The sequence below is a fragment of the uncultured Acetatifactor sp. genome, assembly GCF_948601915.1.
Lineage (GTDB): Bacteria > Bacillota > Clostridia > Lachnospirales > Lachnospiraceae > Acetatifactor.
Map to the genome: position 1 here is coordinate 1,018 of NZ_CAPDXS010000122.1, position 14,701 is coordinate 15,718.

At 52.2% G+C, this 14,701-nt stretch carries 13 protein-coding genes; all 13 read left to right on the forward strand.

The genetic code is table 11. The annotated features are described in order from the left end of the window. Positions 1 to 59: 59 nt before the first annotated feature. Positions 60 to 1,583, forward strand: a complete 1,524-nt coding sequence (locus Q2B33_RS18060) for an ATP-dependent DNA helicase (protein ID WP_300914145.1) — start codon at positions 60 to 62, stop codon at positions 1,581 to 1,583. Positions 1,584 to 1,604: 21 nt separating this feature from the next. Beyond that, the gene (locus Q2B33_RS18065) at positions 1,605 to 1,886 is read left to right on the forward strand and encodes a hypothetical protein (RefSeq protein WP_300792133.1); all 282 of its coding nucleotides are present in this window, start codon (positions 1,605 to 1,607) and stop codon (positions 1,884 to 1,886) included. Further along, positions 1,883 to 2,152, forward strand: coding sequence for a DUF6870 family protein (locus tag Q2B33_RS18070; protein ID WP_300783914.1), 270 nt, complete (start codon positions 1,883 to 1,885; stop codon positions 2,150 to 2,152). Before Q2B33_RS18065 ends, Q2B33_RS18070 begins: the two co-directional genes overlap by 4 nt. 190 nt (positions 2,153 to 2,342) lie before the next feature. After that, positions 2,343 to 4,112: a recombinase family protein gene (locus tag Q2B33_RS18075; RefSeq protein ID WP_300783912.1), complete on the forward strand. Its 1,770-nt coding sequence runs from the start codon at positions 2,343 to 2,345 to the stop codon at positions 4,110 to 4,112. Between the two features lies 1 nt (position 4,113). Beyond that, a complete protein-coding gene (locus tag Q2B33_RS18080) occupies positions 4,114 to 5,853 on the forward strand; it encodes a recombinase family protein (RefSeq protein ID WP_300783910.1) in 1,740 nt (579 codons plus the stop codon). Between the two features lies 1 nt (position 5,854). Continuing rightward, positions 5,855 to 7,453, forward strand: coding sequence for a recombinase family protein (locus tag Q2B33_RS18085; RefSeq protein ID WP_300783908.1), 1,599 nt, complete (start codon positions 5,855 to 5,857; stop codon positions 7,451 to 7,453). Positions 7,454 to 7,522: 69 nt separating this feature from the next. Then, on the forward strand, positions 7,523 to 8,494 hold the full coding sequence (locus Q2B33_RS18090; protein WP_300783906.1) for an Rpn family recombination-promoting nuclease/putative transposase: 972 nt from the start codon (positions 7,523 to 7,525) through the stop codon (positions 8,492 to 8,494). A 639-nt stretch (positions 8,495 to 9,133) separates the two neighbouring features. Then, positions 9,134 to 10,063 (forward strand): hypothetical protein, encoded by a 930-nt coding sequence (locus tag Q2B33_RS18095; RefSeq protein WP_300783904.1) that lies wholly within the window; start codon positions 9,134 to 9,136, stop codon positions 10,061 to 10,063. Positions 10,064 to 10,136: 73 nt separating this feature from the next. After that, complete coding sequence (locus tag Q2B33_RS18100) at positions 10,137 to 12,026, forward strand: AAA family ATPase (protein ID WP_300783902.1); 1,890 nt, start codon at positions 10,137 to 10,139, stop codon at positions 12,024 to 12,026. Between the two features lie 122 nt (positions 12,027 to 12,148). Beyond that, entirely contained in the window at positions 12,149 to 13,201 is a 1,053-nt protein-coding gene (locus tag Q2B33_RS18105) for an HNH endonuclease domain-containing protein (RefSeq protein WP_300914147.1), read from the forward strand. Positions 13,202 to 13,360: 159 nt separating this feature from the next. Next, positions 13,361 to 13,723, forward strand: a complete 363-nt coding sequence (locus Q2B33_RS18110) for a nucleotidyltransferase family protein (protein WP_300783898.1) — start codon at positions 13,361 to 13,363, stop codon at positions 13,721 to 13,723. Between the two features lie 78 nt (positions 13,724 to 13,801). After that, positions 13,802 to 14,245 (forward strand): hypothetical protein, encoded by a 444-nt coding sequence (locus tag Q2B33_RS18115; protein WP_300783896.1) that lies wholly within the window; start codon positions 13,802 to 13,804, stop codon positions 14,243 to 14,245. Then, positions 14,245 to 14,469: a hypothetical protein gene (locus tag Q2B33_RS18120; protein ID WP_300783894.1), complete on the forward strand. Its 225-nt coding sequence runs from the start codon at positions 14,245 to 14,247 to the stop codon at positions 14,467 to 14,469. Before Q2B33_RS18115 ends, Q2B33_RS18120 begins: the two co-directional genes overlap by 1 nt. Positions 14,470 to 14,701 lie beyond the last annotated feature (232 nt).

Sequence of the window (14,701 nt, forward strand, 5' to 3'; positions counted from 1 at the left end):
TCAGCCATAATAATAGGCTGGAGGATAAAAAACTGATAGAAATTCTGACAGCCCTTTTCGTGGGCACCGTTTCCCTTGACCTGGACGGCCAGCCCTTGACAGACTATGTAAAAGAGCGGATCTGTGTGGAGAACTGCCGAAACACCTGCGAATTTTCCAGTGTATGCCGTTATCGCACCTTCCTCAGAAAATCCAACCAGGGGAAGGTGGATTTCCAGATTGCGAACCACAACCTTGTGCTAGCAGATATATTGAGCAGGAAAGGTAGCAGGAACCGTCTGCTTCCGGAGCATGGCATTTTAATATTTGACGAAGCCCACAAGCTGCCGGAGGCTGCCAGACAGATGTACGGGCTCAGCTTTGAAAATGTTGAGCTGGAGCTTGTGGCAGCCAGTATTATAAGAGCCGTGGCAGGCAGACCAGAGAAAAGGGGGACGCTTTCTCTGTGTGAGGAAATGTTGGAGTTGAACACAGCCCTGTTTGAAAACCTGAAAAAATTTGCAGGAGTGCGGTATGACAACAGTAGCATGGAAGTCATATTCACACCGTCCGTCCAGTTATCCCTGAAAGCACTGTCAGCCGTGATAAAGAGCCTGTTAGTACTTTTCTATACCGCAGACCGGGGAAATGCGGCATATAAGCGTATTTCCGGCAGGCTGGAACAGAAGCAGGAGAAGCTGACGGTACTTCGTGACTATGAGGATTTTATCTGCTGGCTGGAATATACAGGAGCGGCATCCTGCAGGCTCTGCGCGCTGCCGAAGCACCTTGACCTCCTGCTCCATGAGGACTTGTGGAGCAACGGGAAACCATACCTCCTGACATCGGCAACCCTGTCCGTAGGCGGCGATTTCAGCCGCTACATGCACCAGACAGGGATTGATCTGCTGAACCGGAAACAGATTTTAAACGTAAGCAAGGCATCGCCTTTTGATTACTGGAACCATGCTTTATTGTACCTGCCGGAAGATATGCCGTTTCCCAATGTCAGGAAAACAGCTTACCGGAAAGCGGTGGCAGACAGGCTGTCGGAACTGATTCAGCAGAGCCATGGGCATACGCTGGCGCTGTTCACATCCTACCGGATGATGGAGATAGTGCATCAGGAGCTTGCAGGGAGGATAGAAGATTTCCCGCTGTTTTCCATGGGAAAGGGGAAGCTGGAGGCCATTTGGGAGTTCCGAAAGAGCGGGAACGGGGTGTTGCTTGCCAGTGACAGCGCCGGGGAGGGGATTGACCTGGCCGGGGACATCCTTTCATCCCTTGTGGTGGTGAAGCTGCCCTTTCCCGCGCCAGACCCGGTGCTGGAATACGAAAAGTCCCTGCATGAGGATTTCCATGAGTATCTGGCGGAGGCCATTGTACCGGCGATGCTGATGAAGCTGCGTCAGTGGATTGGGCGGGGCATACGCAGGGAGACGGATATCTGTGTGTTCTCCATCCTGGACTGCAGGGCCAGCGGGCGATATAAGAATGACATTCTGGCGGCCCTGCCCGACATGCCGGTGACGGAGAGGATAGAGGATGTAGGAATCTTTATCAGGGGTAACAAGCCGGAGAGTTATTTTGGGGATAAGGAATGAACTGGCAGAGATTTCGGAAGAATGTCGGCCAGGGAAGAGAGAAAGGCGAAAAATATGAGGTTATTGTGTGAGATAGGCGGGCTTGCTCTGGTAGGTCTGCTTATCCTCTTTTTAGTGATAGATATAGCGGTTATCCGGGTCGGGAAAACTGCAGAAAAAAGGGACAATCCGGGTTGTCATAGGACAATCCAAAAGAAAAATAAAATGAATACGGGTCAGCAGACAGCCACAGGTCAGTATCAGAGCAGTGCGTCTGCTGGCCGCGAGGCCGGAGTACAGGAGGGAAAGGAGAGGCTGCCATGAAGCTGACAAAAGAGATGCTTGCGGAAATGGCACAGACCGATATCCGCACCGTGGACATTTCCGAACTGACCGACTTGCGGGACATCAAAATTGACACTTCACAGCCAGTGGAGAAAAAACTGGCTGCTTTTGCCGAACAGACAAAGAACGTCTATGTGAACCGGATAGGGGTCTATGTGGTAAAGGTCAGGTTCCAGGAAAGCGGGGCAACCATAGATGACAAAATGGCGGAGTATCTGCGAAGAATGTCAGAAATCTACCTATAAAAGTGGAAAAGGGATTCCGGAATGGGCTCCAAGAAGGATTCCGAAAAAGTTCGGCAAAGTCTCCAAAAGAGGCTTGAAAGATGGTAAGATTTGTGTTAATCTGATGGCAGGACAAATCAGTGGAACTCCTGGCTCCCAGTTTCGTGAAGGCCATCGGCTTTTCCCTAACAAAAAAGTCAGGAGTGATACCATGAGAAACGAAAATTCAAACAGGCAATCAAAATATTTCTATGCGGCCATGTACCTCCGGCTTTCCAGGGAGGACAGCGATGCAGGAGCTGTCGCTGATTCCGGAAGCCCGGGAGGTGCAGGAGCCACGTTCAAAGCCGAGAGCAACAGCATCGGCAGCCAGAGGGAGCTGATCCGTTCCTTTATCCGGGAACAGGAGGACATGGAGCTCTTCGACTGCTATGCGGACGACAACTATTCCGGCAGCAACTTCGAGAGGCCAGAATTCAAAAGGATGATAAGCGACATCGAGGCGGGGAGGGTGAACTGCGTCATCGTGAAGGACCTGTCCCGGTTCGGGCGCGATTATATCGAGACCGGCAGGTACCTGGACCAGGTATTCCCGGCTCTGGGGGTGCGATTCATCGCCCTCACCGACCGGTACGACAGCTTTTCGGCGGATGCCGGGGAGCGCAACATCGTACTGCCGGTAAAGAATTTCATAAACGACAGCTATTGCCGTGACATTTCCACCAAGGTGAAGAGCCAGCTTGCTGTGAAGCGCAGGAAGGGGGAATGCCTTGCAGCCTTTGCCGTGTACGGCTACCGGAAATCGGCGGAGGACAGGAACACGCTGCTGGTAGACGATTACGCGGCAGAGATTGTCCGCAGGATCTTCGCGTGGAAGATTGAGGGGATGGCCGTCTCTGCCATTGCGGAAAAGCTCAATGACCTCCATATCCTGTCCCCAAAGGAGTACAAGAAGTCCCTGGGGCTGAACTACCGGGGAGGCTTCACCAGGGGCAGCTGCTCCAAATGGAGCAGCCCGTCCATTCGGCGGATACTGACCAACGAAGTGTACCTGGGCCACCTGGTGCAGGGCAGGACAGAGCGGGTCAACATAAAGGTAAAGAAACGCGTGGAAAAGCCGGAAGAGGAATGGGTACGGGTGGAAGATGCCCACGAACCCATCATCTCTGCCGATGACTTTGCCATCGTGCAGAACCTTTTGAAGGCGGACGGCCGCGTCAGCCCGAAAAGGAAGGAGATCAGCCCGTTCATGGGCCTCCTGTTCTGCGGGGACTGCAGGGAGCAGATGGTGAGGCGGGTCAACTGCTACAAGGGGACGGAAAAGGTCTATTACATCTGCTCCACCAAGAACCGGGGGGAGGGGTGCAGCCGCCACAGCATAGAGGAGGCCGTGCTGAAGGAGCTGGCAGGGACCGCCATCCGCCGCTACGCCAATGACTTCCTGGAGCAGGAGAAGCTCTTTGCCCAGGCAAAGGAACGGGAGGCCAACCTGCAGGCGGTCATCAGCTATAATAAGGAAATCGCACGTCTGAAAAAGGAACAGGAGAAATATTACAGCCTGACTGCCGGGCTGTATGAGGATCTACGGACAGGGGTCATTACCAAGGAGGAATTTGGACGGCTCCATGGGGAGTTCCAGAAGAAGGCGGAAAACCTGGCTGCCGCGGAGGGAAGACAGGAGCAGCTCGTCAAGGAGATGTTCAAGGCCGGCGTATTGAGCGCAGGGCGCCTTGCGGCCTTTCAGGATTCCCTGGAGCTGAAGGAGATTGACCGCCATACCCTGGCCAGCCTTGTGAAAAGGATCTGGGTGTATGAGGGGAAGCGGATAGAGATTGAATTCTATTTTACCGACCAGTATCAGGCGATGAAGGACTGGCAGGCAGGGAATGAAGCGGATGCCGATTCAGATGACCGTATGGCATATGAAAGTGCCGAAAGCCGGACATCGCCAACCCGCCCTGGCACGGAAAGGGGGGCATGATATGGCAAGGACATCAAAACGTACCCATGCTTCCAGCAGTGCCAAAAACGCGGCATCAGGAGCCGGACAGGGGAAGATACAAGGAGCGAGATATTATAAGGCTGGAATCTATGCCAGGCTGTCCTCGGATCAGGGATCCAAGGCCTGCGGGCAGGCCTTAAAGAATGAATCAGTAGAAACGCAGGTTGAGATTGCCAAAAGCTATGTAGCGGACTGGAACCGGCATCATGGGGATAAGATAGAGATCGTCGGCCAGTATGCCGACTTGGGGAAGACCGGAACGAACTTCGACCGTGAAGACTTCAAGAGGCTGATGCAGGATGTCCGCCTGGGCGACATCGACTGCGTGATCGTCAAGGACCTGTCCCGGTTCGGCAGGAACTACCTGGAGGCAGGAAACTACATAGAGAAGATATTCCCGCTTCTGGGAGTCCGCTTCATCGCCGTCGCGGACGGATACGATACAGGGACGGACGGCAGCAGCACGAGACAGATGGCATCCGAGATCAAGAACCTGGTGAACGACATGTATGCCAAGGACTTCTCGGCCAAGGCGAAGCTGTCCCTGAAGCAGCGAAGGGAGGCCGGCTCCTATGTAGGAGGCCTGCCGCCCTATGGGTACGAGGCATACCAGGATGGGCGGATCAGGAAGCTCAGGCCGGACGGGAACACGGTGGAGGTCGTCCGGTTCATCTATAAGAGATTCCTGGAGACGGAAAACTGCCAGGCCGTGGCGGATGCCCTGAATGAGAGGAGGATCAACCCGCCCGGCGTTTACAGCAGGACGAAAGAGGTCTACTGCCCAGCCGGAATGACGTATAAGGGCTGGGACAGGGGTGCAGCGGAACGCATCCTGAAGAGCGCCACCTATACAGGCAGGCTGGTACAGGGCAGGACATCCCTTACCGCAAGGAAAGAGGAGAACCGCATCCGCAGGCCGGGGGAGGAATGGGTGAAAAAGGAAGATGCCCATGAGGCCATAATCGAGCCGGAACTCTACGGACAGGTGCAGGAAGTCCACCGCAGGATACAGGAACGGACGGGCAGCCACGCCCATCCTACGGATGGCGCCCCCATCGGGGAGAATGTCTTTGACAGGGTCCTGTATTGCGGCGTATGCGGCAGAAAGATGACCCGGAACAGCCATGTAAAAGAGTATGCGGACGGCAGGAAGGAGAGGAAGGACGGATACTTCTGCATGGACAGTATCGCGGACAAGAGGGGAGCGTGCCCGGAGAACAACCGCATCTCCAGAACGGAACTGACGGATATCCTGTCAGTGCTGTTCCGCACGGAATTTGCCACCCAGCTGAAGAAGCAAAGGGATTATGTGGAGCAGGGGCGGATCCTGATACGGCAGAAAAAACAGGAGCTGGAGCGGCAGCTGCGGCAGACGGAGAGGGGCATCTTGGCCCTGGCGGAAGAGGAGGGCGAGAGGTACATGGCATACCGTACCGGAAGCCTGCCCCAGGAAGAGTATGTCCGCTACCGGCTCTGGAAGGATGAGCGCCTGCAGGAACTGGAAAAGCTGAAAAGCCAGCATCAGGAAGAAGCAAAGGCGCTGGAACGGAAAGGAGACATCTATCTGAAAGCCATTCGTTGCCTGATAAAGCTGAAAAGCGGGGGTGAGCTGACCAAAGAGCTGGTGGAGGCGCTGATTGAGAGAATCTATGTCTATCCGGGGAAACGGGTGGAGGTATTGTTCACTTACAGCGATGTCCATATGGAAGGGGTGAAGTAGGATGACAGAGAGACGCAAGACGGCCATTTATCTGCGAATCTCCACAGAAGACTACACTGCCAGGACTGCCTATAGAGGGCAGGAGGAGAGCTTCAGCATCAGCCATCAGAGGGAATTCTTACTGGATTATATCAAAAAAGATAAAATGTTGGAAGATAATGATGTCTTAGAATTTTGTGACGATGGATTCACAGGTACCAACATGGAACGTCCGGGGATGCAGGAAATGCTGAAGGCAGTCAGGCAGAACAGGATTGGGTGCATCCTTGTGAAAGATTTTTCCCGCTTTTCCAGGAATTATATCGAGGCCGGGAGATATCTGAGCCAGGTGTTCCCAGCCATGGGAGTGGAATTCATTGCCATCAATGACGGCTATGACAGCAGGAAACAAGACGGCAAGCCCCTTGGCTTTGACACGGCATTCCAGACATTGGTCTATGCGCTGTACAGCAAGGACATCTCCATCAAGGTGAAGACATCCTTTGAAAGCAAATGCGCAGCCGGAGAGTACGTGTTCGGACAGGTCCCCCTGGGCTATGAGAAGAGCCGGGAGGTAAAAAATGCCGTAATCGTCAATGAAAGAGAGGCGGAGATTGTCCGTTCCATTTTTGCCATGGCTGTGGACGGCATGAGCAGTGCGCAGATCGCAAAGCGGCTTTTCGAGGAAAAGGTGCCTACGGCGACGCAGATGCGCTTCCCTGACAGGAGCGCCCTGAAAGAGAACCACACATGGAGCAGTGCCATGGTCAGGCATATATTGGGCAATAGGTTCTATCTGGGCGAGATGTCCTATGGAAAGACCGTGCGCAGGTCCGTGGGGAGCAAAGGGAAGATTGCGGTTCCAGAGGATGAATGGAAGGTGATTACGGGCCATCATGAGCCGCTGGTGACACAGGAAGTCTTTGACCATGTTGCGCTGGCGGCCCCGGGCCATTCCACAAAGCGGAAGCGGGAGAAGCATCCGCTGACTGGAAGAATCTATTGCGGCGGGTGCGGATATTCCTTAAACTACAAGCCGCAGAACGGAAAGGCTCCGCGCCATTTCTGGTGCAGGAAGCATTCCCTCCTGCAGATACCGGACTGCTGCACCTATTTCAATGCGGCCATCCTGGAGGAGATGGTGCTTACCCTGCTGAATCAGGAATTGATGCGCAGGGGAGACCAGATCAGGCAGCGCAGGGATGTGGAACGGTTCCAGAGGAAGGCCCTGGAGAGCCTTACCAGGAAAAGCAGGGAGCAGCGGAAAGAATATCTTGATGTGCAGCGGGAAAGGGATGCCCTGTATGAAAGCTATGCGGTCGGCCAGATGGATGCCCGGGAATATCGGAGCAGGGCTGACGAACTGGCTGGTCGGATGGAGGAGCTATCCGGGAAGATTCAGGAAGCAGATAGGGAGCGCAGCCGGATAGAGGAAGAGGCAGACAGGGACAAGCAGGACATGAAGCAGATTATCCGCTATTCCCATTTGGAGACATTGACCCAGGAGGTGGTGGATGCCTTCATCCGAAGGGTGACAGTCTATAAGGATAAGAGGGTGGAGATTGAATGGGATTTTTCGGAACAGATGCCGCAGGACATTGCAGAGAAAGGCGACTTCTGAGGTGGGATAGCCTTGAAATTCCTCTGACGGAATAGTATAATAAAAAAGCAGGAAAGGAAACAATACAGCATGGCAAAAAAGAAACGGAACCTGAAGCCGGATGTGGTACTGAAGAGCTACTGGAGGGACAATGAGCGGTTCGCGGACCTCTTCAACGCAGTCTTGTTCGGGGGAGAGCGGGTGATACAGCCAGACGAGCTGGAGGATCTGGATGCGGAAAGCTCCACCGTACTGGAGCACAGAAAGTACGCAGAGGGAATCACGGCATCAAGGGACAACATAAAAGTCAGGAAGAAGTCTACCGCCTATGGGATAGAGCTGGTGATGCTGGGGAACGAATCGCAGGAGCATATTGATTATGCGATGCCAATGCGGGTGATGGGCTATGACTACAGCGCTTACAAGAAGCAGTATGACAGCAATGCCACGAAGTATAAAGACGCGGAAGGTATGGAAGAGGATGAGTACCTGTCCAGGATGAAGCGCACGGACAGATTCATGCCTGTCATCACAGTGACCGTGTACTATGGGAGGAAGCCATGGAATGGGGCGACAAGCCTGCATGGAATGCTGGACATTCCAGAGGAGCTGAGGAAGTATGTGAACGACTACAGGATGCTGCTGGTGGAGGCCAGGAAGAATGACCTGGTGCTGCACGACATGAACAATGTAGACCTCTTCAACCTCCTGGAGATTCTGCTGGACGGCAGCCGCCCTGCGGGCGAGATTCGAAGCAGGGCAATAGGATACACGAAGGAACGCCGTGTGGATAAAACTGTCATCATGACAGCCGCAGGGGCGGTGGACAATAAGATTGACTACGATGCGCTGGAGCAGAGAGGAGATGTGGATATGTATACTGTATTTGAGGAGACCAGGATAGAGGGCAGGGTGGAAGGAAGAGCGGAAGAGATTATAGAGACTGGGTATGAGTTTGGCCTGTCCGATGACGACATCCTGGGGAGACTGCAGAGGAAGCTGGACATATCCCTGGAGATGGCGCGGGCATACCTGGGGAGGTTTGGGAAAAAGACGGTATAGATGGCTTGCTGGATTCCAGATATCTGGAAATCCCGTTGGGCAATGGCCGGAACCCATGTATGGCTTGGTAAGAAGAAAGCACTGAAAGGCTCTGTGAAAGCAGGGCCTTTTCGTACTTCTGGAAGGGGACGGCCTATCTACAGCTTTCATCACATTTCCGGTGCACAGCATGCTATTGAAGCTCCGTCTACCACGATGCAGCGGCGGGACATGGAATCTGCCATTGCAGGATTGGCACTGCGGATACGATGCTGTGTCACGGCAGATGTGGCTCAATGGCGGTAGCTTATCGATAGATAGAATTATATGTATACCGGGATAGGGCTGGCGCGGGTTTTGGGCTGGCGATAGGTAGCTTACCATATATGATAGCGGCTAGGGGCGGCCTGCTACGTGCCATTGGACTGGCGGTGAGCTTCATTGCCGCCGATATTGTTGCAAAATGCAGGAGGGGAGAAGGATAAAATGGGTGCCAGGAAACTGAAGATTACAGAACCAATCATACGGAGCTTCGGACATCAAGCCGCAGTGTATAGCATATTATCTGCGTATCCAGAAACAGAGGCGTGGCTGAACTGCAACTATATACAGATGTTCACCTTGCGCAATCTATATACGGCAATCGAGTGACTGGGTACTGTGGACTTTTACTATCAGTATTATGGCGACTTCAATTTCTATGAAATGAAAGCCAATCCATGGCTGAAGTTTATGAGCATCCCGGATGAAATGGTGAAAAGCAGATGGGATTCAAGGCTTGATTTCGTCAGGGAATGCATCGAAAATGACTATTATGTCTATATAATGCTTGACCGTAGCATTTACAGGGGCTATAAAGAGCCCGACTACCATAATGCCCTGCTCTGGGGCTATGATGATGCCGCAGGAAAGATTCATGCGGCTGACAACAACACCATTGGAAAGTTCGTGTTTGAGGAAATCTGCTATGGGGATTTTGAAAAGGCAGCGGACATTCCTATCACGGAGCTTGGAATAGGGGATCATATGGGAAGGCCGGACGGAATCTATTTCTTTTCAGTGATGGCAGGCAGAAACAAGCATGTGGCGGGAACGAACCATATGATGCAGATAGGAAAGCTCCAGCATGACCTTGCACAATATCTGAATCCGCCCCAGACCTTGGCTGACTATGTATTCGGTATAGACTGTTATGAAGAGCTGAAAAAGTATTACCTTCATGTGGCAGAAAACAGATATGGCCATTGCGACCGGCGAGGGCTGTGCAGCCTATTGGATCACAAGATATTGATGACGAGGCGCCTGGAATATTTATTCCGGAAAGGATATCTTGCCCATGACTATAAGAATCTGTATTACGAGAAAGTAGAAAAGAGATGCCTTGCAGCGCGGAATCTCCTGATGAAAGAGAATGTAAAAGAATGCAAGGATTTCCAAGGAAAAAAGCTGTGCATGCTGCTGGATGGAGTGAAGGAAGAGGAGATGGGAATCCTGTCTAAGGTGAATGGCGAACTGAAAGGCTATCTGGACGCACATATGGATGAGTACAGGGAATATCATATGGAACGGGATAATGATTCATATGACTGACTTCGTTATTGCAGACAATGACAGCTCTGTGATAGAATCTAAAGAAAAACAAGGCAATCGAGGTACATAAGAGATGGCTTATCCTGAACTGATTTATCTGTATATAGAGGATTTCGGCTACTGCTTCCAGAAGCAGGAGTTCATGCTCTCGTCAAACTATGATGTCCGCTATGCGAAAGAGGGGGACCGCACCCTGACCATCTCGCCAAAGGAAAATCCGCTTCAAGGAATATATGGGGCAGGCATCGCGAACATCAGCCTCCTGGTAGGGAGCAATGGCAGCGGGAAGACCAGCGTCATGGAGCTGCTGGCCCAGCCCGAGGCCTTTGCGGAGAACCTTAAGAGAAAGCATCGGGAGAGGGCGGCCTCCATGGGCTGGTTCTGCGTGTATGCGGTGGATGTCCCGGACAGGGGGGAATCCCGCCAGGCGACCTATTATCTGGAGGGATGGAATGCCAGGCTGGTCTCCAATCTCATAGGAGAGCTTTCAGGCACTGGGGGGAGCTATTCCTGCTATTTCGCTATGCAGGGCAGGGAGCTGGCATGTTTCCGAAGGGGCGGTATCTCGGACAAGCTCCAATTATATTACTGCCCGGTAAGCGGCCGTCCTTTTTCTATCCGCAGAAGAGCGGACAGGGGAGTGGCGAAGCGCGTGGTGAAGCAGGCAGATCCATGGAGCTTCTTCCGGTTCGTCTGCGTGAACAGGAGACAGATCAATGAGACTGTCCGCGCGGAGAACGTGGAATTCTCTATCAAAGTGGACAGCGAAGCCTACTTGGGACAAGCGTCTGACCTCAGAGGGTTCCAGGGGACGAAGGCCCGCTTCCTGCTCAACCTGCATTGCCTGTTCGTGACAGAGCTGGAAAGCGCCCTGGTTTCGGAAGACCAATTGATACAAGAAGCGGCGCTTGGTGTTGATACCGGTGGGACGGGGCTGCCGAAGGATGTTCTGGAGCTTTACTATAGGATGCTCCACGAGTCGGGGTACGGCGATGTCCCGGCATTGTACAGATATGATGTAAGAATGGATAATCTCTCAAATGATGCCACGCCCCCATGGTTCCGGCAGGAGCAATCCGACAAAAAGAAAAAACTGAAGCGAGATATCCGAAGGCGTGCGAGGATGCTGGCGGCCTTATCGCAGATGGACGAGGGGCATTTTTCCAGCGAGCATCAGGTGGACATACCGGCGGTGGAGTCTTCGCTTTCTGGTAATGTGGAGTGGATCTTCGACCTTTTTAAAGAGTACAGAAGGGAGGGCGGATATCGCGAGGATTCACTGGATTCGCCCTCCATCCGATGCGAATACCGTAACATCAGCGAGGGGGAGGAGGCCTTCCTGCGGCTCTTTTCCAGCGTGATGCAGAGCGTGGAGAGGATGCCCAAAGAGAACCGCGATGTCTACGGAACCAGAATCCTGCTCCTGGACGAACCGGACCTGAGCATGCACCCTGAGTGGAGCCGGAGGTTCTTGAGCGACCTGACGAGGATGCTCTCAAGGGCATGGGGAAAGGAGCGCACGGCCTATCAGATAATCGTATCCACCCATTCACCGTTCATGATATCGGACGTGCTGAAGGAGAACGTGCTGTGCTTCCAGCGGGAGCAGGAGAGCGGAGCCATCCAGGTCCATCCGTCCAGATACGGGCTGCTGAGCAATATCCACGACATCATGGCAGACGCGTTCTTCCTGAGCTCACCGTTTGGGGCGCTGGGAAATGAGGTTTTCGAGGGGAAGGTCATCCGGAAGATTAAGGAACTGGAATCTGTGGATGACCCGCAGCTCCCCGCGATCCTGGCATATGTCTCCGCAATCGGAGATCCGTTCATCTGGTCACAGGTGAACTCGATGCTGCAGAATAAGCTGCAGGAGCTGGGCGGAGCCAGGGAGGACAATAGAGAGAAGCGCATCAGGATACTGGAAGAAGAGATAAGGCTGCTCAGGGGGGATGAGCTCAGATGATGTACCTGAAAGATAAAGGGATTGCCCTTATAGAAGAAGACTATAGAAAAAGAATAATACCGGACATAAAGAAAGCATTCGTCCAGGAAAGCCCAGGCTTTCCGCCAGATTTCCTCGTAGCCTTGGCCAAGTCGGGCATCCTGGCCAGCAGCGGGGCCCTGGACGACAGCTTTCTGGATGCCCTCCTTTCCCGGCCCATTGAGGAGTTGGCGGCTAAATGGCATTGGGCAGGGATGTACCTGGACATGGGCAGGATGGTATGCTGCTACGGGAGGGAGCGGGAGAAGTGGAAGGCCGCCTGCGCGAAGACGGGGCATGCCAGGCGCCCATACTATAGGGAGAAGCGGCGGGAATATCTTGATTGCCACCATATCGATGCGCTCATGGCAGAATATCCGCTAAGGACGGTGATGCCGCAACAGGCCTGTGGAAGCGACAGGGAGATGCTGATTCTGTTAAAGGCATATGAAGCTGTCTTCGAGGGCTGGAATGGCTGTCTGAGGCGTTTCGTGAAATATGAGATGATCGACGCAGGGCTGAAAATCCAGGTCAAGCAGGCTTTCCGGCTTGAGGTATGCCCATATTGCAACCGTCAATACATCACGTCTTTCCAGGTATCCGGGAAACAGCATGTCACAGCAGACCTGGACCATTTCTATCCGCAGAGCCTGTTCCCTCTGCTGGCCCTAAGCCTGTACAACCTGGTGCCGGTCTGTCTTGTCTGTAACCGCATGGTCAAAAAGGACAGCTTTGGGAACATCTGGAACCCGTACAGGGCAGGCTTTTCGGACCTGGTTCATTTTGAAGTGGACGATCCCCAGAACGTGCAGGCGCTTGTGGGGAGCAATGACGAATTCATCTTGAAGCTGAAGAACGATGCGCCGGAGGGCAGCAGCGAGTTTGAGGTCACGGAAAGTACCATCCGGTTCTTTGGGCTGGAGGAGATCTACCAGTCGCATAAACAGTTCGTCAGGGAGCTGCTGCATAAGAAGCATGCATACAACGAGACCTATCTGAGGCAGCTTCAGGACATCTTCCAGAAAGCAGGGGTCAGCATGGCAGATGCCAACCTGATTCTGTATGGATTTGAGATGGACAAGGACAGGATTGGGGAGCGTATCCTGGGAAAGCTCACTTATGACATCGTAGGCGATTCCAGGCGCCAGCATCCGTAAATCGGGTGATGCAATCACGCAAATCGGGAAATCACTCATTTTGATGGCCACAAAGTGGGTGATTTTTGCATATGGATGCTGATTGTTATTGTATTGCCAATGGCAATCAGCTATACTAAGAACAGATGAAGCAATTGCAGGGAGGAAAGGAAGCTTCTGATGGAGAGAACATATGCGCTGGAAGAGATACAGGCAATCGTATATCCGATTCTGAGAAGTCATGGTGTTAGCCGCGCCTATCTTTTTGGCTCTTATGCCCGCGGAGAGGCCACAGGGAAGAGCGATATCGACCTGCGGATTGATGCCGGGAAAATCAAAGGGATGTTCGCGCTCGGGGCCCTATATCACGATTTGACAGAAGTCTTGGAAAAGCCGGTGCATTTGGTGACTACAGAGAGCCTGGAGCACAGCGCGAACGTGGCGCGGACGAAGCGGTTCCGCAGTAATATAGAGGAGGACGAACGCCTGATTTATGAAGAGACTGAACAACCAGTAGCATGTTCACGGCTTTATAGAAAGTGAAAAGAAGTGGATTATTCCCGTCAATTGTGTTAAGATAAGACAAAAGGGCGTATTTTAGGGGAAGGAGAGAATAAAGACGTGAGAATATATTTGGATAATTGTAGTTATAACCGCCCCTATGATGATCAGTCGCAAATGCGTATTTATTTAGAAACGCAGGCAAAGCTGCATATACAGGACATGATTAGGCAAAAACAGATAGAGCTTGTCACATCATATGTTCTTGATTTTGAGAATAGCAATAATCGGTCAATACAAAAGAAGATGGCAATTGAAAAGTTTATGAAAGACTACGCTACATTGTATGTCAGTAATAAGCACGGCGACATGCTTGCAGAAATTGCCGATTCCATTATGGAAACAGGCGTAAAGGAAAAAGACGCATATCATGTGGCCTGTGCTCTTATGGCTGAATGTGATTATTTTGTGACAACAGACGACAGGCTGTTAAAATATCAGTCTGAAAAGATTAACTTGGTAACACCGGGAGAATTTATTAGAAGAATGGAGGCTGATGGCTAATGGCTAACGCAGTGAACATTTTGGATCAGGGATTTGCATGCCTTGTAGATAATCTGGGAGTTATTGATGCGGAGTATTTTATTTCCCTTATTAAAAGGGATGATTTCGATTATACGGTATGGCAGCGGGAGTACTTTGACAAAATGGCAGCAGGCGAGTTTGCGGTAAAAGCCTCCGCTTATGCAGAGAGTCATCCATACACGGGAAAAGCCCAGGTGCTGTAATGAGAAATTTGGGGAGAGATAGTGAGTTTTTACTCCCAAATAACTTGACACTAATTTAACATCAATTTTCGCCCGACATGACATTAATTTAACATCAGCCCCACGAAAATATCAGCTTTTTCGAGGCCATCGACAAAAAATAACAAAAAATTTACGTGACACTAACTTGACATCAGCGGGGTACGGGAGGCTGAATGTGGTGGGGACGTTTGATGCGCTGATTGGGGTGTGA

Bases quoted from the DNA above. Each gene is read 5' to 3' on its own strand.
- Q2B33_RS18065 (WP_300792133.1), top strand. From the start codon at position 1,605: ATGTCGGCCAGGGAAGAGAGAAAGGCGAAAAATATGAGGTTATTGTGT.
- Q2B33_RS18090 (WP_300783906.1), top strand. From the start codon at position 7,523: ATGGCAAAAAAGAAACGGAACCTGAAGCCGGATGTGGTACTGAAGAGC.
- Q2B33_RS18085 (WP_300783908.1), top strand. From the start codon at position 5,855: ATGACAGAGAGACGCAAGACGGCCATTTATCTGCGAATCTCCACAGAA.
- Q2B33_RS18080 (WP_300783910.1), top strand. From the start codon at position 4,114: ATGGCAAGGACATCAAAACGTACCCATGCTTCCAGCAGTGCCAAAAAC.
- Q2B33_RS18070 (WP_300783914.1), top strand. From the start codon at position 1,883: ATGAAGCTGACAAAAGAGATGCTTGCGGAAATGGCACAGACCGATATC.
- Q2B33_RS18110 (WP_300783898.1), top strand. From the start codon at position 13,361: ATGGAGAGAACATATGCGCTGGAAGAGATACAGGCAATCGTATATCCG.
- Q2B33_RS18075 (WP_300783912.1), top strand. From the start codon at position 2,343: ATGAGAAACGAAAATTCAAACAGGCAATCAAAATATTTCTATGCGGCC.
- Q2B33_RS18100 (WP_300783902.1), top strand. From the start codon at position 10,137: ATGGCTTATCCTGAACTGATTTATCTGTATATAGAGGATTTCGGCTAC.
- Q2B33_RS18120 (WP_300783894.1), top strand. From the start codon at position 14,245: ATGGCTAACGCAGTGAACATTTTGGATCAGGGATTTGCATGCCTTGTA.